This is a genomic window from Flavobacterium glaciei (genome assembly GCF_003350545.1).
GTDB classification, from domain to species: domain Bacteria; phylum Bacteroidota; class Bacteroidia; order Flavobacteriales; family Flavobacteriaceae; genus Flavobacterium; species Flavobacterium glaciei.
In genome coordinates this window covers 168,357-190,237 of record NZ_QQBA01000004.1, presented here as the reverse complement: position 1 = coordinate 190,237, position 21,881 = coordinate 168,357, and the positions used below count along the sequence as shown (strand labels likewise).

The 21,881-nt window shown below is 35.0% G+C and carries 22 protein-coding genes and 1 pseudogene; 4 read left to right on the top strand and 19 right to left on the bottom strand.

Going from position 1 to position 21,881, the window contains the following annotated elements; translation table 11 throughout:
* Positions 1-368: 368 nt before the first annotated feature.
* Both DFR66_RS05660 and DFR66_RS05655 read right to left on the bottom strand, forming a co-directional pair.
* Complete coding sequence (locus DFR66_RS05660; RefSeq protein ID WP_114753868.1) at positions 369-1,310, bottom strand: OmpA/MotB family protein; 942 nt, start codon at positions 1,308-1,310, stop codon at positions 369-371.
* A gap of 274 nt (positions 1,311-1,584) precedes the next feature.
* Positions 1,585-2,346, bottom strand: coding sequence for an exodeoxyribonuclease III (locus DFR66_RS05655; RefSeq protein WP_114753867.1), 762 nt, complete (start codon positions 2,344-2,346; stop codon positions 1,585-1,587).
* 116 nt (positions 2,347-2,462) lie between these two features.
* Between DFR66_RS05655 and DFR66_RS05650 the strand changes: the two genes are divergently transcribed.
* Positions 2,463-4,265 carry a GNAT family N-acyltransferase gene (locus DFR66_RS05650; RefSeq protein WP_114753915.1) on the top strand — a complete coding sequence of 601 codons (1,803 nt, stop codon included), beginning with the start codon at positions 2,463-2,465 and terminating at the stop codon, positions 4,263-4,265.
* A 110-nt stretch (positions 4,266-4,375) separates the two neighbouring features.
* Here the strand turns inward: DFR66_RS05650 and DFR66_RS05645 are convergent, their stop codons facing one another.
* Both DFR66_RS05645 and DFR66_RS05640 read right to left on the bottom strand, forming a co-directional pair.
* Positions 4,376-4,657, bottom strand: a complete 282-nt coding sequence (locus DFR66_RS05645) for a TM2 domain-containing protein (protein ID WP_114753866.1) — start codon at positions 4,655-4,657, stop codon at positions 4,376-4,378.
* A 456-nt stretch (positions 4,658-5,113) separates the two neighbouring features.
* Positions 5,114-6,052, bottom strand: a pseudogene (locus DFR66_RS05640) (2-hydroxyacid dehydrogenase); the annotation flags it as partial.
* Positions 6,053-6,197: 145 nt separating this feature from the next.
* Here DFR66_RS05640 and nhaA point away from each other — a divergent pair.
* Positions 6,198-7,373 carry a Na+/H+ antiporter NhaA gene (nhaA, locus tag DFR66_RS05635; RefSeq protein WP_114753865.1) on the top strand — a complete coding sequence of 392 codons (1,176 nt, stop codon included), beginning with the start codon at positions 6,198-6,200 and terminating at the stop codon, positions 7,371-7,373.
* A 219-nt stretch (positions 7,374-7,592) separates the two neighbouring features.
* On the opposite strand, the gene DFR66_RS05630 is transcribed toward nhaA, so the two are convergent.
* Entirely contained in the window at positions 7,593-8,189 is a 597-nt protein-coding gene (locus tag DFR66_RS05630) for a hypothetical protein (RefSeq protein WP_114753864.1), read from the bottom strand.
* Positions 8,190-8,229: 40 nt separating this feature from the next.
* Positions 8,230-8,610, bottom strand: a complete 381-nt coding sequence (locus DFR66_RS05625; RefSeq protein WP_114753863.1) for a Dabb family protein — start codon at positions 8,608-8,610, stop codon at positions 8,230-8,232.
* Positions 8,611-8,858: 248 nt separating this feature from the next.
* Here DFR66_RS05625 and DFR66_RS05620 point away from each other — a divergent pair, with 248 nt between their 5' ends.
* Positions 8,859-9,308 carry a PA2169 family four-helix-bundle protein gene (locus tag DFR66_RS05620; protein WP_114753862.1) on the top strand — a complete coding sequence of 150 codons (450 nt, stop codon included), beginning with the start codon at positions 8,859-8,861 and terminating at the stop codon, positions 9,306-9,308.
* 244 nt (positions 9,309-9,552) lie between these two features.
* On the opposite strand, the gene proC is transcribed toward DFR66_RS05620, so the two are convergent.
* From proC to DFR66_RS05560, 13 genes are all read right to left on the bottom strand, one after another.
* A complete protein-coding gene (proC, locus tag DFR66_RS05615; protein ID WP_114753861.1) occupies positions 9,553-10,329 on the bottom strand; it encodes a pyrroline-5-carboxylate reductase in 777 nt (258 codons plus the stop codon).
* A 149-nt stretch (positions 10,330-10,478) separates the two neighbouring features.
* Complete coding sequence (gene mgtE, locus DFR66_RS05610) at positions 10,479-11,831, bottom strand: magnesium transporter (protein WP_114753860.1); 1,353 nt, start codon at positions 11,829-11,831, stop codon at positions 10,479-10,481.
* On the bottom strand, positions 11,821-12,600 hold the full coding sequence (rsmA, locus tag DFR66_RS05605; RefSeq protein WP_114753859.1) for a 16S rRNA (adenine(1518)-N(6)/adenine(1519)-N(6))-dimethyltransferase RsmA: 780 nt from the start codon (positions 12,598-12,600) through the stop codon (positions 11,821-11,823). The genes mgtE and rsmA overlap by 11 nt, the downstream gene beginning before the upstream one ends.
* A 40-nt stretch (positions 12,601-12,640) precedes the next feature.
* The gene (locus DFR66_RS05600; RefSeq protein WP_114753858.1) at positions 12,641-13,120 is read right to left on the bottom strand and encodes a nucleotidyl transferase AbiEii/AbiGii toxin family protein; all 480 of its coding nucleotides are present in this window, start codon (positions 13,118-13,120) and stop codon (positions 12,641-12,643) included.
* 1 nt (position 13,121) lies between these two features.
* Positions 13,122-13,304, bottom strand: a complete 183-nt coding sequence (locus DFR66_RS05595) for a hypothetical protein (protein WP_114753857.1) — start codon at positions 13,302-13,304, stop codon at positions 13,122-13,124.
* 2 nt (positions 13,305-13,306) lie between these two features.
* The gene (locus DFR66_RS05590; RefSeq protein ID WP_114753856.1) at positions 13,307-13,621 is read right to left on the bottom strand and encodes a DUF4286 family protein; all 315 of its coding nucleotides are present in this window, start codon (positions 13,619-13,621) and stop codon (positions 13,307-13,309) included.
* 69 nt (positions 13,622-13,690) lie between these two features.
* The gene (locus DFR66_RS05585; RefSeq protein WP_114753855.1) at positions 13,691-15,466 is read right to left on the bottom strand and encodes a tetratricopeptide repeat protein; all 1,776 of its coding nucleotides are present in this window, start codon (positions 15,464-15,466) and stop codon (positions 13,691-13,693) included.
* 78 nt (positions 15,467-15,544) lie between these two features.
* Positions 15,545-16,816, bottom strand: a complete 1,272-nt coding sequence (serS, locus tag DFR66_RS05580; protein WP_114753854.1) for a serine--tRNA ligase — start codon at positions 16,814-16,816, stop codon at positions 15,545-15,547.
* Between the two features lie 243 nt (positions 16,817-17,059).
* Positions 17,060-17,599 carry a DMP19 family protein gene (locus tag DFR66_RS05575; RefSeq protein ID WP_114753853.1) on the bottom strand — a complete coding sequence of 180 codons (540 nt, stop codon included), beginning with the start codon at positions 17,597-17,599 and terminating at the stop codon, positions 17,060-17,062.
* A 140-nt stretch (positions 17,600-17,739) separates the two neighbouring features.
* Positions 17,740-17,910: a hypothetical protein gene (locus tag DFR66_RS13855; protein WP_167400489.1), complete on the bottom strand. Its 171-nt coding sequence runs from the start codon at positions 17,908-17,910 to the stop codon at positions 17,740-17,742.
* A 55-nt stretch (positions 17,911-17,965) separates the two neighbouring features.
* Entirely contained in the window at positions 17,966-18,403 is a 438-nt protein-coding gene (locus tag DFR66_RS05570) for a hypothetical protein (RefSeq protein WP_242008635.1), read from the bottom strand.
* Between the two features lie 21 nt (positions 18,404-18,424).
* Positions 18,425-18,736: a hypothetical protein gene (locus tag DFR66_RS05565; protein WP_114753851.1), complete on the bottom strand. Its 312-nt coding sequence runs from the start codon at positions 18,734-18,736 to the stop codon at positions 18,425-18,427.
* Between the two features lie 152 nt (positions 18,737-18,888).
* Positions 18,889-19,596, bottom strand: a complete 708-nt coding sequence (locus DFR66_RS05560; protein ID WP_146841103.1) for a hypothetical protein — start codon at positions 19,594-19,596, stop codon at positions 18,889-18,891.
* A 220-nt stretch (positions 19,597-19,816) separates the two neighbouring features.
* Here DFR66_RS05560 and metG point away from each other — a divergent pair, with 220 nt between their 5' ends.
* The gene (metG, locus tag DFR66_RS05555) at positions 19,817-21,877 is read left to right on the top strand and encodes a methionine--tRNA ligase (RefSeq protein ID WP_114753914.1); all 2,061 of its coding nucleotides are present in this window, start codon (positions 19,817-19,819) and stop codon (positions 21,875-21,877) included.
* Positions 21,878-21,881 lie beyond the last annotated feature (4 nt).

Sequence of the window (21,881 nt, the reverse complement as noted above, 5' to 3'; positions counted from 1 at the left end):
ATGTTAAAAACATAACCGCTAATTCGCAAATTAAAAAACCCTCAAGCAAGAGATGAAATTAGCGAATTAGCGGTTAAGAATAGTTTTTTTAAACCATTAAGAAATTAAGCTTCATTAATAATCAACGCTTAATTCTCTTAATTCCTTAATGATGAACCTTGTTGATTTTGGATATTTTTCGAAAAAAATTTTTTTTTTTAAAACCATTAAGAGATTAAGTTTCATTAAGAATCAACACTTAATTTTCTTAATTCCTAAATGGTGAAAATTATAAATTTTGGATGTTTTACAAAATATCTTGTACTAAAAAACAGAAAGGTCCAAAGCACATACTCTGAACCTTTGCTTCTTTAAAACTTTGCTTCTTTTTAATTTATCTCATTCAACATTTCGGCAATTTCATCTAATCTTGGGGTTAATATGATTTCGATTCTACGGTTCTTCGCTTTTCCTTCAGCAGTTGCATTGCTTCCTAAGGGTGAAAATTCTCCTCGTCCGGCAGCGGTTAGATTTTCCTTATTGATTTTTTTGTTTTCACTTAAAATTGCTACAATTGCTGTTGCTCTTTTGGTTGATAAATCCCAGTTATCCGCAATTGGACCCGAAGCTGTAAAAGCATCATCATCCGTATGACCTTCAATTAAAACTGAAATTTCCGGATTGTCACCCAAAACTTTTGCCAATTCTACAACTGCTTTTTTTCCTTCGGAACCTACGGCCCAACTTCCAGAATTGAATAGTAGTTTATTCTCCATAGAAACATATACTTTCCCGTTTTTTTGTTGCACGGTCAAGCCTTTTCCTTCAAAACTATTCAAGGCTTTGGACAAGGTTTCTTTTAGTTTTTTCATGCTCGCTTCTTTGGCGGCAATCAAATCTTCTAGCTCTTGCAAACGTTGTGCGCTTTTGCTCAATCGGTCTTGTTCTAATGCCAACGCTTTTCCTTTTTCATCTAATTGCTCCAGCAAATCACGGTTTTTCTTCATGTTACTTTGCAAAGCATCTCCACTATTTTTTTCTAAAGCTGCATAGGAATCCTGTAAGACTTTGAATTTATTTTGAGCTGCGGCGTAATCTGCTTTCAATTTATCCAGTTCGGCTTTGGATTTACCCAAATCAGTTTTTAAACCGTCGCGGTCTAATTCTAATTGGTTTTTAGCTTTTAGCAAATCGGCATTTTCATCTGCTAAACTTCTGTTTTCTTTTTTGGAATCGGCGTACTTATTTTCTAAGTCGTTGTATATCTTCTTGGAAACACAGGAAGTTGAAAGCGACAATATCAATAACGCGATGGAAACTCTTTTAATCATTTTGATAGTATTTATGTTATTTTGAATGTTGTTTTGAACCTAAAAATTTAAACTGAATCCGAATGCCCTACCCCCGATTACTTCACTTAATTTCTATTTTCAGCGGAGTTCAGTGAACTTCGCTTGAAACTAAATTTCTTGTTATTTTTTCTTCAAAAAAACAAGATTACTTCACCAGGTTAGTATTTTGTTTTGTTGTTCATTGAATTTCATTTGCAGAGTAAAGCGGAACACAAAAGAAGCGAACTGACTAAGTAAATAGCTCCTGAAAATTTTACTCTAATTCCACTAAAATTGGACAATGATCTGAGTGCACGGCATCCGATAAAATAACGGCTCTTTTCAATTTATGTTTTAAAGAATCGCTGACTAAATTGTAATCGATGCGCCAACCTTTATTGTTTCCTCTGGCTCCCGCACGATAACTCCACCATGTATATTGGTGCGGTTCACTATTGAAATGGCGAAAACTATCCACAAAACCTGATTTCATGAATCCGTCGAGCCAAGTTCTTTCCTGTGGTAAAAAACCGGAAACATTTTTGTTTCGGATAGGATCATGAATGTCGATTGCCTCGTGGCAAATGTTGTAATCCCCGCAAATTATTAGATTTGGCGTTTCTTTTTTGAGTTCGTCAATATATTTTTGAAAATCATCCATGAACGTGAATTTATGGCCTAACCGATCAATATTTGTGCCCGATGGCAGGTACAAACTCATCACAGAAAAATCATCAAAGTCAGCACGAAGGTTTCTTCCTTCAAAATCCATGTGATGAATTCCAGTGCCATGAACAACTTTATTAGGTTTAATTTTAGATAGAATGGCTACGCCGCTATATCCTTTTTTTGTTGCTGGATAGTAATATTGGTATGGATATCCGGCTTTAGCGATATCGTCTACCGGAATTTGATCTTCGGATGCCTTAATTTCTTGAAGACAAATAATATCCGGATTTGCGTGTTGCAACCAGTCGATAAATCCTTTTGAAATGGCTGCTCTGATTCCGTTTACGTTGTATGAAATAATTCTCATTAAAGTATTTTTTGATTTCCAAATGTAACAAAAAAGTAGAAGTTTGATTCATAAAAATAGAGAAAATGGAGTTTTTTGCTATCTTTGTTTCTTGCTCTAAAAAAACAAAAAAATACATGGGTTTAGTAACCGCGAAAGAAGTTGCAAAGGCAATAAATGCAGATAAGTACGGAGTCCTAGGGACTTTTTCTGGCTGGATACTAATGAAGGTGCTAAAAATCTCTACCTTAAACAAAGTATACGACAGAAATAAACAGTTAAAAGATGTTGCATTTTTAAATGGGATATTAGATGACCTACAAATAAAATTCGAAATTCCCGAAGAGGATCTAAAAAGAATACCTAAAGAGGGCGCTTATATCACCATTTCAAATCATCCGCTGGGAGGAATTGACGGTGTTTTATTATTGAAATTAATGCTTGAAAGAGAACCAAATTTCAAAATCATCGCTAATTTTCTTTTGCACCGTATTGAGCCTCTCAAAAAATATATCATGCCTGTAAATCCTTTTGAAAATCATAAGGATGCTAAATCTAGCGTGGTGGGAATCAAAGAAACCCTTCGTCATTTAAGCGATGGAAAACCATTGGGAATGTTTCCTGCTGGAGAAGTTTCTACTTATAAGGACGGAAAATTAATGGTCGACAAACCTTGGGAAGAAGGTGCAATTAAAGTCATTAGAAAAGCCCAAGTTCCTGTTGTTCCTATTTATTTTCATGCAAAAAACAGTCGGTTATTTTATTTGCTTTCTAAAATAAGTGGCACTTTTAGAACTGCAAAATTACCTTCGGAAGTGTTTAGCCAGAAACGACGCGTGATTAAAGTGCGTATTGGCAAACCCATTTCAGTAAGCGAACAAAACGAACATGCAACTATTGAAGAATATTCTGAGTTTTTAAGAAAGAAAACCTACATGCTCGCTAATCCTTTCGAGAAAGAAAGTAAATTACTTACGCCTCCAAATTTAAAACTTCCTAAAAGTCCTAAGAAAATTGTAACTCCCGCAAGTCAGGACAAAATGACCAAAGAAGTAGATGCATTGCGAAGTACGGATTGTCGCCTTTTGCAAAGTAAAAATTACGAAGTGTTTCTTGCAGAAGCAAAAAAAATCCCCAATATTCTGCATGAAATAGGACGTCTTCGAGAAATAACTTTTCGTGAAGTAGGCGAAGGAACTAATGAATCCATTGATTTAGACAAACACGATCAATATTACCATCACTTGTTTTTATGGGATAATGAAGCCAATAAAATTGCTGGTGCCTACCGAATGGGATTGGGTTCAGAAATCTATCCTAAATATGGCATAAATGGTTTCTACCTCAACGACTTATTCCGATTTGAACCTGAATTATATGATATGATGCACAAATCCATAGAAATGGGTCGCGCCTTTATCATCAAAGAATACCAGCAAAAACCAATGCCTCTTTTCCTGCTTTGGAAAGGGATTATGCACACAACATTACGTTACCCAGAACATAAATTTTTACTGGGTGGTGTAAGTATAAGCAATCAATTTTCAGATTTTTCGAAATCACTGATGATTGAATTCATGAAATCAAATTACTATGATCCATATATTGCGCAGTACATTCACCCTAAGAAAGCGTATAAAGTAAAACTAAAAGATGCGGACAAAGATTTCATTTTTGATGAAGCCGAATCTGATTTGAATAAGTTTGATAAAATCATCGATGAACTGGAACCTGGAAGTTTGCGTTTGCCAGTTTTGATTAAAAAATACATCAAACAAAATGCAAAAGTGGTTGCTTTTAATGTAGATCCACTTTTTAACAATGCTGTAGATGGATTAATGTACATCAGAATTGCAGATATTCCAGAGAGCACGATGAAACCAGTAATGGAAGAATTTCAGGCTGAACTAGAACGTAAACTTACCGAGAAAGAAGATTAATTTCGTTGTTATAGCAAACTGCAATTAGTTCTTGAAATTTATATCAAAAAAATTAGAAAACAAAAAAATCCCGTCGGGTCCTAAAAAGACGAGACGGGATTTTTTATGTTTTAGAACCAAGCTTTTTTTCCAACTTGATACGTTTGGTAAAACTCTTCGTCAGATTTGGTCAAATAGATAATTCCTTCAATTAATCCTAACAAACCAGTTACCGTTCCACAAGTACAAAGACTTATCACTAACCAGATAATCCCTACTGTGGTATATCCCAAAAGGAATTTATGTATTGCGAGAGGTCCTAATAATATCGCAAGTAGACCTGCAGCAATTTTTTTGTTATCTTGTTGAACAGGCTTTGGATTGTTCCAATGTTCGTGTTTTTGGTTTTCCATAAGTTCTAGCTATAAGTTTGTTTTGTATTGGTTTTAAGTTTTAGGTTATTGAAATGCGGTGTCAACTGGCTCCCAAAGTTCAATTTTATTTCCTTCGGAATCTAGTATCCAACCAAATTTTCCATACTCATAAGTCTCCATATCACCCACAATTGTTACACCTTCCTCCGATAATTTTTTTATAACATTCTCTAAATCATGCACTCGGAAATTTTGCATGAACTGTTTTTCGCTTGGAGCAAAATAAGTAGTGTCCTCCGCAAATGGCGACCACTGGGTTGAGCAATCATTTCCTTCTTTGTCTTTCCACCAAAAAGTAGAACCATATTGATCTGTTTTTAAACCCAAATGTTTTCCGTACCAAGCCACCAATTCTTTGGGATTTTTTGATTTAAAAAAGAAACCGCCAATTCCCGTAACCCGTTGCTCCGACGCTTCAACTTTGGCTTGACCAAAATACTTCACTTTAATTTTATCAACTATGACTTGCGCTAATCTTTCATGGCTTTCAAATGTCCAGCCGGCAATATGGGGACTCAAGATTACATTCTTCGCCTTCAACAAATATTGAAAAGCCTCTGGTGTGTTTTTATCTTGAAAAAGGGTTTCAAAAGACAACTTCTCATATTCTAAAACATCTAAACCTGCTCCAAGAATTTTACCGGGTTGCATAGCCGCAACCAAATCAGCAGTGACAATGTTCTTACCGCGAGAGGTATTGATAATCCAAAAAGGTTTTGCAAAACCATTGATGAAATCAGCATCAACCATTTTATCCGTTTCGGGAGTCCAAGGTATGTGTAGACTCAGTACATCCACTTTTTCTTGAAATTCTGCTAATGAAACCTGCTTCGCATTAGCATCGCCTACATTTTCCTGAATATCATAACACAACACTTTGACATCAAAACCACGGAGTTTTTTGGCAAAAGATTTTCCCATATTCCCGTAACCAATAATTCCCACTGTTTTGCCATCCAACTCATGACCGCGATTACTTTCTCGATTCCAATGACCTGCTCGTATCTCACTGTCGGCTTGATTCAATTTATTAAAAAGTGACAAAATCATTCCTAATGTATGTTCGGCAACAGCATTTCTATTTCCTTCTGGAGCTGCAATAAGCGTGACGTTTCTGGACGTTGCATAATCGCAATCGATACTTTCTAATCCGGCTCCAACGCGCGCGATGAATTGCAAATTAGTCGCTTTGTCCAAGAAAGTTTTATCAATTTTAAACCTACTACGAATTACAACACCCTGATATTCATTAATTTTAGCTTCAATTTCTTCTTTTGACGAAGTAAAATCACTGTGGTTTATAAACCCGGAATGCTGTAATTGATCCCAAAGTACGGGATGATTGCTGTCTATGTGAAGGATTTTGATGTCCATAATTATTCAGTTTTTGATACTTCAAATTAACAAAAAAATTACGGTTTATTGATTTATCGGAGGATATTAGCGCTTAAAATCGTAAATTAGCGCTTAATAATTTTTTGTTATCAACCTTCTGTTTATAATAAATGAAAATCCAAAAATGAAATTGACAAAAACATTTAAAGCTTTTTTTGAAAGTGAAAAAGCAGGCGGACTCTTATTACTATTTGTTACAATACTCTCTCTTTTATTAGCTAATTCATCCATTCAAACCGAGTATATCGCTTTTTGGGAAACTAATATTGGAAGTCATTCCATTACGCACTGGATTAATGATGGGTTAATGACTATCTTTTTTCTCCTCATTGGATTAGAATTAGAACGAGAAATTTACCAAGGAGAATTATCCAGCATAAAAAATGCAGCATTACCTATTTTTGGTGCCTTTGGAGGCATGGTTGTTCCAGCAGGAATCTTTTTATTGTTGAATTTTGGAACTATCACACAAAACGGTGCAGGAATCCCTATGGCGACTGATATTGCTTTTGCAATTGGTATTTTATCTCTTTTAGGAAATCGCGTACCTACATCACTGAAAGTTTTTTTGACAGCACTTGCCGTGATTGATGATTTAGGTGCTATCATGGTAATTGCGATTTTTTATACGGATACTATTGCGTATGTGAATTTATTCATTGCTTTTGCTATTATGGGTGGTTTGTTTATACTGAACCGAAGAAAAGTACACAGTCTTATTCCCTATTTAATAGGTGGTGCTGCAATGTGGTATTTCATGCTAAATTCAGGAGTTCACGCTACGATAACAGGTGTATTATTGGCCTTTGTAATTCCGTTTGGAAATGGGGGCAAAAAAACATCTTCGTACCGATTACAGCATTTTTTACACAACCCGGTAGCGTTTTTTATCCTTCCTTTATTTGCTGTAGCAAATACATGTATTGCCATAAACACTGATTGGCATGAGGGACTAAATCATCCTAACACGATTGGAATTATGCTGGGTCTTGTGGTAGGAAAACCATTGGGAATATGGTTATTTTCGTTCCTTGCCGTGAGTCTAGGGATTTGTACGTTACCACGAGATTTAAAATGGAGCAGTATTCTGGGCGCTGGAATGCTGGGTGGAATAGGATTTACGATGTCTATTTTCATAACCTTGCTTGCTTTTAAAAATGATGGCGAAGAAGTTATCACCTATTCTAAAATTGCGATTCTGGTTGCTTCATTTATTGCAGGAACCATTGGTTTCTTGTGGTTAAAATTTAATTTGAAACCTACTAAAAAGTTCGCTGTTAAAAATGTAAAAAACCATTAACTATTTTAGTTTTGGTCTACTTTTACGGCAAATTGTAATAGTATTTGTTTAATTGCAATTTTCTTTTTACCATTAGAACTATAAATAAAAATTGTAAAACATCTAGACAAGAACCAACTCTTAATCATATACACATAGAATTAAAAAAGGCTGTATTAAACAGCCTTTTTTGATTCTATAAAACAAGATGAGATATCCATTATTGTTTTTTCTTTTTCCCTAAAAAACATATCCAATTCCTATATGTAGATAAGGAATGTATTGATTTCTATTGTATGCTCCGTCTACATTCTGCACGTTACCATTAATTGAATTCTCTTTTAAATACACAACGCGATATCCAAATCCCGCTGCTGTTTCATACGTAAAATGATTGCCTATTTGACGTTTTAAACCCCAAGTGGGCACAATAGCTAAATCAGCTGTCTTAGTTACGTTATCAGCTAAATTAATAACAAACCAGTCCGGATGGTAACTTGTTTTAATCGAAATATAGTTTCCGCTGTTATTGGCTGTTTTTTTACCTTTTGAGTTCCTTTTTTCCAAGTTGTAATAATATCTTGGCTCTACTGTAAGTTCAGGTTGCAAAATAAAACCAGCTCCATCGTAATGATCTCCAACGGTAAAATCCTTTTCAAGCCCAATTTCACTTCGTAAAGCGATGCTATTTGAAAGTTTGCTTTCATTGTTGAACCAAATTCCAGTGTGTACTCCAAATCCAGTTTGTATTCCAAAAATTGATTTTTCAACACTTACTTCTTGGGCGTTTACATTTAGATTAAATGCTAATATCAGGACTGCTAATACTCTTTTCATTTTATATTTAATAATCTTTAATTTTTAAATCGGTTTTTGTTTACTTATTCGTCCAATAATCAACTACAGTTACTTTATCCGGTGCCGGACTCAAAACAGCCACAAAAGCTTTGTGATCCGGGTGAATCAAATACGCATCTCTATCCGCTTCACTCTTAAAAGTCAGCACAAAACAATGGGTTAAACCATTATTCAAGTTTTCAGGGCTGTTGTTGATACCCCATTCGTACGCTTTGATTAATTTTATTTTATGTTCCAAACTCCCAAATGCTGTTACCACTTTGTCAATTGCAGCTGCATCAGTTACCGGTTTCCAACCAAACATTACCACATGCCTAAGCAGTTGTTTTTGTTTGTTTTGTTGGGCGTTAACAGTGTAACTTGAAATTAAAATAAACGTTAATAGGAGTAGTTTTTTCATGATAGTTTTTTTCAAATATAAGATTTATTTTATAAAATGATTCCTGATGTAGAGTATTATGTGCGTAACTAATACATCGAATTCAGAATTAAAGTTTTTCACTACAGCATGTTTTAAATTCTGTTTGTCAAATACTTAACAATGTGTCAATGTTACAAATTTTAAAAAAAATTGTGTAAAGCTTATGGTGCTAAGTATCTTGATATTTGTGTAAGTGAAAATTAATTCACTCTATAAATACAAATAAGATGAACACTGAAAAATCAATTGACATATTAAATTCGTTAGTTCAAATCAACAACGATAGAATCCAAGGGTACGAAACTGCTTCAAAAGAGGCTGATGAAACAGATTTGAAAACATTATTTTCTCATTTTACTGAAACGAGTTTAAAATGCAAATCAGATCTTGTTGCAGAAGTAAAAAGATTAGGCGGAACACCAACTGAAGGAACAACTACATCAGGTAAATTGTTTAGAGTGTGGATGGATATTAAATCTGCAGTGACAGGTAGCGACAGAAAAGCGATAATCAATTCATGCGAATATGGAGAAGAAGCTGCACTTGAAACCTACGATGACGCATTAACTCAAGCTGAAGATTTATCTTTGGAACAACTGATGATGGTAAAAGAGCAACATGCTGCTATAAAAGCAAACTACCAAAAAATAAAAGATTTAAGCAATCATATGGCTTAAATCTTTTTATGGCAAAGGACATTAGTCAAAATTCATTTACTGCCCGTTAGTTCTATTTATTACAAGAAAAAAAAATTGCCTAACTATTAATTAAGATACCAATTTCAGAATCTTAATTAATGGTTAGGCAATTTCTATTTAGAGATTTGTCTATAAATCTTTATAAATTAACTCGTTAAAACATCAACCGTTTTTGAAAAAATGCCATCAATAATTTACGGATAAAGACATACCTAAAGTAAACTTACCCCTTGATTTGTTTCAATGACGTTTTGATTCCTCGAATCAAGGACGAACTGAATCCGTGCATTTCCATTTCGTTCAATCCCGCAATGGTACAGCCTTGTGGAGTAGTTACGCGATCTATTAATTGTTCTGGGTGTACTTTTTCTTCCAACAACATTTCGGCAGCGCCTTTTACAGTTTGTGCAGATATGGCCAGAGCAGTTTGCCAGTCAAATCCTATTTCGATTCCGGCTTGCATAGAAGCACGAATGTAACGCAATGCAAAAGCAGTTCCGCTAGCCGCTAAAACGGTTGCTGCATCCATTAATTTTTCGTCAATTATAGGAGCGGTTCCCAAACTTTGGAAAAGAGAAACTATATCCTGTGCCTTGTCTTTATCTTTTTCATGGAACGCAATACAAGTGGCTGACGCGCCAAATTGTGCCGCAATATTGGGCATTATTCGGATGGCACTATTGGCCGCTCCGATTTTGTTTTGTAAATTTTCTATTGATAATCCACTCACAGCCGAAGCGATAATTTTATTTGAAATTACAGGGAGAATTTCGGCTAAAACAGTATCTACTTGGTAGGGTTTTATAGTTAGAATAATGACATCGGCTTCCTGAATCTGATGTGTATTATTTGTTGAAACCGTGGCGCCTAATTTTTCAAGGTATAGAATGCTTGATGTATTTCTTCTGGTTACGGTAACCTGATTTTCTGTTGAAAATTTTGATAATCCTAATGCGATAGAAACACCTAAGTTTCCGCCGCCAATGATGTGTACTTTCATGCTGGTTGTGGTTTTTCCTCTCCCTAACTCTCTCCAATGTATAGTGAGTAATTAGGGAAAAGTGTTGGTTGTGTAGTTATAGTTGTATTAGTTTTTTGTTGAATTTTCTCTCAATATTCTATTATCTTTCTTCTTTGTTCTATTCTCTTTTAAAATCCCAGAATCATTTTTGCTATCGAAAAATAAATTAGAATTCCACAAATATCATTGCTCGTTGTGATGAACGGCCCTGTAGCTAAGGCGGGGTCAATACCAAATTTATCCAATAATAATGGAACAAAAGTTCCTATTAATGAAGCAATAATAATTACCGACATCAATGCTACAGTAACAATAACTCCTATTATAATTTCTACGTTTAACAGAAAATGACTTCCTAGAAATAATATCGTGGCCAGAATCACTCCGTTTAACAAACTCAGCGACACTTCTTTGACCAATCTATTAAATAATGAACCACTCAACGTATTATTTGCCAAACCCTGCACAATAATTGCAGATGATTGTACCCCAACATTTCCTGCCATTGCCGCAACTAGAGGCGTAAAAAAGAATAAATTTCCGTGTTCCAGCATCGCTCCTTCAAATAATCCAAGCACTTTTACGGAGATAAAACCTCCTAAAAGAGCTAAAACCAACCACGGCAATCTTGCTTTTGTATGCTCAAATATGCTGTCGTCTGCCTCAACATCTTGCGAGATACCCGCTGCTAACTGGTAATCCTCATCGGCTTCGTCCTTGATTACATCTACGATATCATCAATTGTGATTCGACCCACTAATCTTCCCAATTCATCCACAACAGGAATGGCTTCTAAATCGTATTTTTGCATGATTCTGGCCACCTCAACATCTTCAGTATCTACTTTAACTGAATTTAATTTTCGAATGTAAACATCATTAATGGGAGTTCTAGAAGAAGTGGTCAACAAGTCTTTCAGCGACAAACGCCCTTTCAATCTATCTTCGTCATCCACCACATAAATCGAATGGACTCTGGAAATATTTTCGGCTTGAATGCGCATTTCTTTTACACACGTAAGTACGTTCCAATTTTCATTGACTTTAACCAATTCCTTATGCATGATTCCACCAGCTGTATCTTCGTCATAACGCAACAAGTCTACAATATCTTTCGCATGCTCCACATCTTGAAGTTCTGATATTACCTCAGCTTTCAAATCTTGCGAAAGCTCCGCAATAATATCAGCAGCATCATTGGTTTCCAGCTCATCTAATTCTTCCGCAATCTCCTTTGCCGAAAGCCTGCTTAGAATATTCTCCCGCAAATCATCTTCGAGTTCCAGAAGAATTTCAGCGGTTTTTTCACTGTCTAATACTTTAAAAATATAGGTTGCTTCATTAAAATCAAGCTCATCAAGAATCTCGGCAATATCAGCATGGTGCATATCATTCAAAATCACTTCCAGCTGTTGGTCGTTTTTACTTTGAATGAGTAGCTCTAATTCTTGTATTAATTCTTTGCTGATTTTAAACTCCATCGGCTTCTATTTTTTGGGTAAGTGCTATGAACTGTTCTACATTTAATTGTTCTGGTCGAAGGTTGAAAATCTCATCCTCTCTCAAACTATCCGACAAATTTAAGGTTTTCAAACTATTTCGTAACGTTTTGCGTCGTTGTTGAAAAGCCGTTTTTACTACCGTAAAAAATAATTTTTCGCCGCAAGGCAAGCTATAATCTTTCTTTCTACGCAAACGTAAAACACCTGATTTTACCTTAGGTGGCGGAATAAATACATTTTCATCTACCGTGAATAAATATTCGGCATCATAAAAAGCCTGAACCAAAACGGACAGAATTCCATACGCTTTTGTTCCCTTTTTTTCACAAATACGTTGCGCCACTTCTTTCTGAAACATTCCTGCAAATTCCGGAATCTGATCGCGGTACTCCAATGTTCTAAACACAATCTGTGTCGAGATATTATACGGGAAATTCCCAATAATCGCGAATTGTTTCCCTTCAAAAACATCGTTGACATTGTATTTCAAAAAATCTTTAGAAATGATTCTGTCTTTTAATTTTGGATAATTCTGGTCCAAATACGTCACTGATTCCGTATCGATTTCAATAACGTAGGTGTTCACCGGTTTATCCAACAAATATTTTGTCAAAACTCCCATTCCTGGACCTATCTCTAATACATCATCATATCCTTCTAAATTTAACGTGTCAGCAATATCTTTTGCAATGCTTTCGTCTTTCAAGAAGTGTTGTCCGAGGTGTTTTTTGGCTGTTACTTTTTCCATATTATGCTGAATACTTTCAGTATTTTTTATTGTCCTAATTTTATTGTTTTTTGTTTATTTCTAGCAATTGCTGAATATCCAATAAATCCTTAGGTCTATTTGCTTTAATTTTGCTTGTTATTAAATCCTCTAGTGACAGTACATTCCATTTCAAAAAAAGATTGTCATTCACTTGTACTTCTTCGCTGCTTTCAAATGCTTCTGCAAAAGTTTTATTTACAGAAAATTTTGTAATTAATTCTAAATCCAAGTCTACAGGAGAGAATTTAACGGAAATGTTTTGTTCTTGATTTTTTACATTTTCGGGGAAATCATCAATTTCATATCCCATTTCATTAAAAACGGCTACTAATTTTTTAAAATTTTCATCCGTAGTCTCTATCCAAAAATCGACATCCGCAGAATGGCGCTGGTATCCATGGAAATTTACTGCTCCTCCGCCAACCATCAACATTCTTACTTTATGCTTATTAGCTGTAGAAATAAATTGATTGATATTTTCTTCCCATTTTTGAAACATATCAGCTTGCTTTTATTTGAATAATAAAATTCGAATTAATATCGTTTTTATGCTTCATTGGAAATTGATTAACCTTTTCCATCAAACGCAAAAATTGATAAAAACGTTCTGCTTTGGATAATTTCAAAAAATCATCCAATTGTTTTCTGTTGCTTTCTTCTTTGGTTTGAAAATGGAGTTCCATGGCTATTTATAATCTGCAATCAGCTCTAATTCTGTTCTAAACGCCAACATTTTATCGCCAAACAACTTCGCTCCTTCTTCCCGAAAACCCGGTGCATCTTCTTGGTAGTATTTCTCCAGAGTTTCTTTGCTGTCCGTCGTATATTGAACGGAATACGTAACTCCGCCCATTTCCTCTTCAATTAATACTCGTACCATTCTTGCCGAAGAGAATTTTCCCGTAGCCAAAATTTCAGGAATATGCTTGTGTTGCATCCAAATCATCCATTGATCGTGAACGCTTTCATGTATGTTTGTGGTAACGTTGTATAGTATCATTTTTTTTGATTGTTAGATTATTAGATTATTAGACTTTTCAAAAAATCCAAGAATCTAAGTAATCTGTTTTTATAAATTAGTGTCTCCTCGCAATTGTCTGAATTTCTTCCGGGCTTCTACAAAATAAATACTGTCCTGATGATTGAACAATACCTTTTCATATAGTGGCTTCGCTTTTTCAGGCAACAATTGCTTGTTATAAATTTCTGCCGAAAAATACAACGCTTCGTCTATGTAAATTCCGTCGCTATGTTGGTCTATAATCATTTGGTATTGGCTTAAAGCCAAAGCAAAATCACTTTCCTTTTCGTATATTTTTCCTAATCTTAACAAAGTCACAGCCTCTATTTCCTGTCCTTTATGATTTTTTAAAATCGATTGAAACTGCGCAATAGCTTCCTGATTCCTGTTTTGATACAACAGATAATCTCCTTTTGCAAATTGCTTCAAAGCAGTTTGTGTCGAATCAGCAACAGTATTGTCGTTGATTAACAGAAAATATTCCAAAGCATCATTGGCAATCAACTGCGTATTCGCGGATTTCAATTCCTTAAACTGTTTCAATGCCCACGCAAAATCAGTTTTGAAATAACTCGTTTTTGCGGCTTTTAAAGTGGCCTCATGCGCCATTACATCATTCTTTAAATCCAATTCAATCTGGGAATAATAAATCAAAGCCTGATTGAATTTTTCTTCATAAAGCAAAATATCTGCCAGTTCCATTTTGGCTTTAGCCACTTCATAATCATTCAATTTCAATTCCAATGCTCTCTTGACAATTGCCTTTCCTTCTTCTGGTTTTTTTAGATTAAATGCTGTGAAATGCGCCTGAATCAGCTGCAAAGATAAGGTAAAAGGACTTATTTCGAATTGCTTCAACAAACCGTCTAATTCTGTGGCGATGGCTGAAAAGTCATTTTCGGATGCTTTTTCAATTTTCATGGTCACCAAATACGAATTTGCTTGAATCAGTAATTCTAAATCCTGGGTGTTTTCTAATACAAATCCTAAAATTTCCTTAGCCGCCTCCTGATTCTCTTCTTCAATTGCAAGTTGTCCTAAATTGACGATATTAGTTAGCGATTCCGGATTGCGTTTGTATATGGCTTTTTCCTGAATAAATGCTTTCTCGAATTCTTTTTGCTGTACATAAAACCAACTCAAATAATGATTCCAAAAAAGGTCTTGATTTTTTTGGGTTCTTATAATCAATGCTTTGCGCAACAGTTCATTGAAGTTTGCATCGCCTTCGTCAACCATAAAACGAACCAATTGATTCTGGATTCTAATGGAGTTTTGAGGATTGGCAAATGCTTCATCCAGAAAAGTGGAAATCATCATTTCCATATTAGATAATTGACCGTAAAGCAATCCTATTTGATAATTAAAATTAAAGTTCGGTTGTAATTCCGTAGCGGTCTGGTAGGATTTCAATGCGTAATCGAGGAGTACTTTTTTCTCAAAAGCGTTTGATATTCCGTAGACTTCATTCGGATTTTTTTTGATTCGTTCCAAAGCCTGTTCGTAGTACATTTTGGCTTTGTCATCATTTTTTTGTAACTGAAAATTATAGCCTAATTCTACTAAAAGATTTCCTTGATTGTACTTGTTAAGCCTTTCTTGAATAGCTTTTTCGGCACTTTCAAACTGTTGCAATTGCTGAGAACAATCTATTATTCTTAAGAAATATTGGGAGTTTAATGGAATCTCTTTCAGCAATTCTTCATAGCTGATTTTTGCTTTTTCAAAATCGCCTTTGTCATAATAATATTGCGCCAATTGTTCGTTTTGCGAAAAACAAAGCAATGAAAAAAACAGCGTGATATGTAGAAAGAGTTTTTTCATTTTCAATATTCGTTTTTTTATCGCATTCACAGTTTTCAGTCACAGCGCTGTAAACTGTGACTGATAACCGCAAACTAATTAATCTATAATATCAAATCCGCAATACGGACGTAAAACCTCAGGGATTACAATTCCTTCTGGAGTTTGGTAATTTTCTAAAATTCCAGCCAAAACTCTTGGCAAAGCCAATGCACTTCCGTTTAAGGTGTGAGCCAATTGGTTTTTTCCGTCTTTGTCTTTGAAACGCAATTTCAAACGATTCGCTTGAAAAGTCTCAAAATTAGAAACCGAACTAATTTCTAACCAACGATCTTGCGCTGTAGAAAACACTTCGAAATCATACGTCAAAGCCGATGTGAAGCCCATATCACCACCACAAAGACGCAAAATTCTATATGGTAATTTCAATTCTTGTAATATATTTTTAACGTGTTCCACCATTCCTTCTAATGCTTCGTACGATTTGTCAGGATGTTCTACACGTACAATTTCCACTTTATCAAATTGATGTAAACGGTTCAATCCACGAACGTGTGCTCCGTAAGAACCTGCTTCACGACGGAAACAAGGCGTGTAAGCCGTAGTTAAGACGGGCAATTCATTTTCGTTCAAAATCACATCACGAAACAAATTCGTTACCGGAACCTCAGCCGTTGGAATCAAGTACAAATCATCGGTTTTATCATGATACATTTGCCCTTCTTTGTCCGGCAATTGTCCCGTTCCATAAGCTGATGCTTCGTTGACCATGTGCGGAACCTGAACCTCATTGTATCCTGCAGCTGTATTTTTATCCAAGAAATAATTAATTAAGGCACGCTGTAACTTCGCACCTTTTCCTTTATAAACCGGAAATCCTGCACCTGTGATTTTTACTCCTAATTCGAAATCAATGATGTCGTATTTTTTTACCAATTCCCAATGCGGTTGTGCTCCTTCATGCAAAACTGGAATCTCACCTTCTTCAAAAACGTTTAAGTTTTCCTCTGGTGTTTTTCCAACAGGAACGATGTCAGCAGGAAGATTGGGTAACGTATATAATTTTTCTAAAAGTTCAACAGCAAGTGCGTCAGCAGTTTCGGCTAGAGCTTTGCTTTTCTCTTTGTTTAAAACAGTTTTTTCTTTAAGAATGGCGGCTTTCGATTTCTCACCCGCTTTCATCAATTCGCCAATGTCTTTGGATAATTTATTAGATTCGGATAAAATATTGTCTAGCTCCACTTGCGTAGCGCGACGTTTTTCATCCAGTTGTACCACTTCTTCAACAACACTTGTAGCATCGATGTTTCTCTTTGCCAAAGCGGTGATTACTTTTTCTTGATTCTCTCTAATAAATGCGATTTGTAACATAGCTTGATTTTTTTAACGCTAAATTTTATAATAATGGTAGCAAATTTAAGGAAATGTTTGATAGAAATGAGGGAAAGTTTAAATTGAAAATTTATTCTTTGTATTTGCAAAAAGCTATTCCGCGAAGGTTCACAAAGGAGACACAGAGATTCACAAAGTTTTTTTTAGATTTTCCCTTTATATCTCTTAGTGCAACTTCGTGTTTTTTCTTGGCGTGTCTTTGTGAAACAACTAATTTCTTGTCTACTCTCTTTTAATTTCATGACCCACAAATTCTTCTAAGGTTGCAAACATGTCGTCTACAGAAAGAACTTCAAAATCAGGGTGTGTTTTTAAGAAATTAGCGTTCAACGTAATCAGATTTTCTTCAATTTCGAAAAAAGTGTCGTTGTTGAGCAAATCTCGGATAGGATTTACGCCTTCCAGTTTCCCTTTTAGGAATTTATTCAGCTTTACGCTGCTCATTAATTTTACTTTTTTGGATTGTTGTTGGAACAATTCTAAATGCTTTTCGGCTCCAATCAAAGCCAAACCTTCTTCGATTAATTCGTTTAGTTCTTTATCCCAACCGGAATTATACACAAATTGAGCAAAATTTCCTTCGGTATATTGTGAGGTATAATAATCTAAATAATAACTCATTATGGCATCTTCGTGAATCAAATCATCGTTTACGCCTTCCTCGCGCATTAGGTTGATTACCGAAATATTAGAGTGAATCACATCTTGAAGATTCTCACTGTTCATTGCAGTTTCTGAAATAATTATTCTACCGAATTCCATAAGTTTTGTATTTTAATATGTGCTGCAAATTTCGGGTAAAATAGTGAAGAATCGAAATGTTTCTTTTTAGCCACGGATTTGCTTTGCTAGTTCGCTTTAGCTCGTGTCACAGATTAGCACAGATTGATCAGCGATACCATTTAACTTACATCAGATTCGTTACTATTCTTTTTCTGATTCATTTTTGCAACTAAAGCTCTCAAACGCAACGCTTTTTCTTTTTTTTCTTCTTGAAGTTTAGCCTTTTTCCGATTGAGCAATTTGGTATGTAAAGCCTTGTTTTTAGTATTTTTTTCGGGTCCTTTTGCCATGATTACAAACTTCTTTGATTAAGGTTACAAATATAAAATAACGAACGATGCTCCGCTATAAAATTAAAAAACGCTCTTTAGAAAACCTTCTGCTTTCTATCTTTCCGCAAAAAAAATAAGCAAATGCTCCTGAAAAATAGAGAATTACATCAATCCAATCTGCCGTATATCTTGGATTTAATCTTGGGAGATAATATTCAAAATAAAAAGAATAACAGCTAGCTAATAAAAGAACAAAAACAAACGAAAGCTCAAAAAATACATCTTTTTTCAACCAATGTATGAGATATGTGATTGCACCTAACGTGAGAGGGAGAAATAGTAAATCATTAACATAATTATTAATTATTGTAGGCAGTGGCATTTGCAACCGTTGCATTATATAAATAGCAAGCGCAGTCAAAAAAAGCATCACATACAGCAACTTTTTGAAAGTAATTGATGCACAATTCTGTTGCACAAAAGGGGGAATATTTTGCTGAATTTTATCCAATCTTTTTGTTTTTTATTTGATTTAGCCCGCTGCTGCCGCTACGACCAAGGCAATAAGCCACCCAATAAGCATTGCAATAAAAAGCCATACCGAATAAATGACTTGAAAAAGGGCTCTTATTATACTATTAGGATGCGTCGCACCTTTCTTTAACAACTCATCAATTCTGCTAGGAACTTTGCTCTTTTCCTCCTCTTCTTTTTCTTGAATTTTATTTTCGCTTTCTAATTGGCGCTTCAAAACTATATTGATAATCTCACCACAATTACTACAGTAATCTCTGTCTACATTAATAGTGCCGCACGCGAGACATTTTACAAATGATTTACTCATCACACTTTTTTTTAAACATAATTTTGGAGTTTTGGCCCTTTTAAAGGCAGCTGCTTTCTTCTGGTAAAATTATTGTTTATCACAAATCTTGCCGAATTGCCTCTGAAGGGTATCAAATGATTTCACAAATAAAGGTGTCATTTAATATTCTTTTAATAATAGTCAAATTTATACTTATTCCTTTTCATATCCCCAAAATCAAAATCAATTTTATTTTTAATTGCCTTTTTTTGGAGCTTATTGTACTTGTAAGAAACAACCGTGTCATTATTATAAGTCCCTTTTAATTCTCTTAAATATCCATTCTTTGTATATTTATAAATTTCAATATATGGTTTACTAAAATCTGGACTACCAGAAATTATTTTTATTTTTCTTTTTACCTTATCGTAATAAATAGTATCTATGTATACACTTCCCTTGTTATAGTCCGGCTGCTTTGAAGCAATCATTCCCCATGACATTGTTTTTATCAATTTCATATCCTTAAAATATAGATGGTTACGAATAAATCGTGTTGCTGAATCTTCTTCAAATTTAATTTCAGTTATTAATCTATCATTACTATCATATTCAAATTTTGAAAATTGTCGCAGAACACAAGTGTCTTGTTTTTGAAAATAATCACAATCAATTTCAAGAATTTTCAGTCCATTTTTATACTCTGATTTAGTAATTCGATTAGCTCTTACATTTCCAAAATTTTGTTCTAACAATTTATTTCCTTCCTTGTCAAACTCTGCAATTCTATTTTTATCTAGAATACCATCTTGGTTAGTAAATTCAGTTATTGATTTAATTTTGGAGGAACATCCTAGAAGAACAGATATAGAAATTAATAAAATTATATTTTTTTTCATGACTTCAATTTTAGGCATCAATCAAATATAAGTAATTATTTACACAAAAGATAGTTTCACAACCCAAATCCCTAGCCCCGATAGCAGTGAAAATCCTTTTACTTTTTTCTTTAAAAAGTAAAAGATTGCAACGGATAGCGGGAAATAGCTTCAAATAAAAATTCTATTGCTTATTTTTGCAGTTCGTTCTGAATTAATTTCAGAATCTAAAAATAATTTTATGATACAGAATCCAAAAAGATATACCATTACAGCGGCATTGCCGTATACGAACGGACCGATTCACATTGGCCATTTGGCGGGTGTTTACGTGCCTTCAGACATATATTCCAGATATTTAAGATTGCAAGGAAGAGACGTTTTGTTTGTTTGCGGAAGTGACGAACACGGCGTGGCCATTTCGATGAAAGCCAAAAAAGAAGGCATTACGCCACAGGAAGTAATCGATAAATATGACGGAATCATTCGTAAATCGTTCTCTGATTTTGGAATTTCGTTTGATAATTATTCCCGAACTTCGGCTAAAATTCATCATGATACGGCTTCGGAATTTTTTAGAAAACTGTACGAACAAGGAGATTTTATTGAGGAAGTAACCGAACAATTGTATGATGCAAAAGCAGATCAATTCTTAGCAGACCGTTTTGTGGTTGGGACTTGCCCAAAATGTGGCAACGAAGAAGCTTACGGTGATCAATGTGAAAAATGTGGTTCGACCTTGAACGCTACGGATTTGATTAACCCAAAATCTACAATTACCGGAGAAACTCCAATTTTGAAATCGACGAAACACTGGTTTTTGCCTTTGGACCGTTATGAAGATTTCTTGAAGGAATGGATTCTCGTTGGACATAAAAATGACTGGAAACCCAATGTTTACGGACAAGTAAAATCATGGATTGATGGCGGATTAGAACCTCGTGCAGTAACTCGTGACTTAGATTGGGGAATTGATGTACCTGTTGAAGGTGCCGAAGGAAAAAAATTATATGTGTGGTTTGATGCGCCAATTGGCTACATTTCATCTACCAAAGAATGGGCTTTGCACGAAGGAAAAGATTGGGAACCGTACTGGAAAGATAAAGATACAAAACTGGTTCACTTTATAGGGAAAGACAATATTGTTTTCCATTGCATCATTTTCCCAGCGATGTTGAAAGCCGAAGGAAGCTATATTTTGCCGGATAATGTGCCTGCAAATGAGTTCTTGAACTTAGAAGGAAACAAATTGTCTACGTCTAAAAACTGGGCGGTTTGGTTGCACGAATATTTAGAAGAATTCCCAAATCAGCAAGATGTTTTGCGTTATGCGCTAACATCAAATGCACCAGAAACTAAGGATAATGATTTTACCTGGAAAGATTTTCAGGCGAGGAACAACAATGAATTAGTAGCGATTTACGGGAATTTCATTAATCGTGTGGTGGTTTTAACTAATAAGTATTACGACGGAATTGTCCCTACCCCTAACGAATTATCTGAAGTAGATGAACAAACTCTGGCTGAATTAAAAGCGTATCCAGCAGTAATTTCAAGTTCTGTAGAACGATACAGATTCCGTGAAGCGTTGAGCGAATTAATGAATGTGGCTCGTTTAGGAAATAAATATTTGGCTGATGAAGAACCTTGGAAAGTAATCAAAGACAATCCAGAACGCGTACAAACACAAATGTATGTGGCGTTGCAAATTGCGGCTGCGTTGAGTTCACTTTGCGAACCTTTCTTACCATTTACAGCAAAAAAATTATCAAGAATCCTAAAAATAGAAAATCCGTTGAACTGGAATACGATTTCAGAAACATCTGATTTGATTCCGGCTGGTCACCAAATTGGGGAAGCTGAGTTGTTGTTTGCCAAAATTGAAGACAAGGAAATCCAAAAACAAATAGACAAACTAGAAGCGACTAAAACGGCTAATACCGCCGAAAACAAAAAAGCGGAACCACAAAAAGAAGCGATTCAATTTGAGGATTTTGCCAAAATGGATATTCGTGTAGGAACCATCTTAGAGGCCGAAAAAATGCCGAAAGCCAACAAGCTTTTGATATTGAAAGTAGATACCGGAATTGACGTTCGCACCATTGTTTCGGGAATTGCGGAAAGTTTCAAACCAGAAGATATTGTAGGGAAACGAGTGACTGTTTTAGTGAATTTAGCTCCAAGAAACCTTCGTGGTGTAGAAAGTCAAGGAATGATTTTGATGACTACTAATGCTGAAGGAAAACTGGTTTTTGTAAATCCAGATACAGATGGTGTTGCTAATGGAGAGACAATCAATTAAGGAA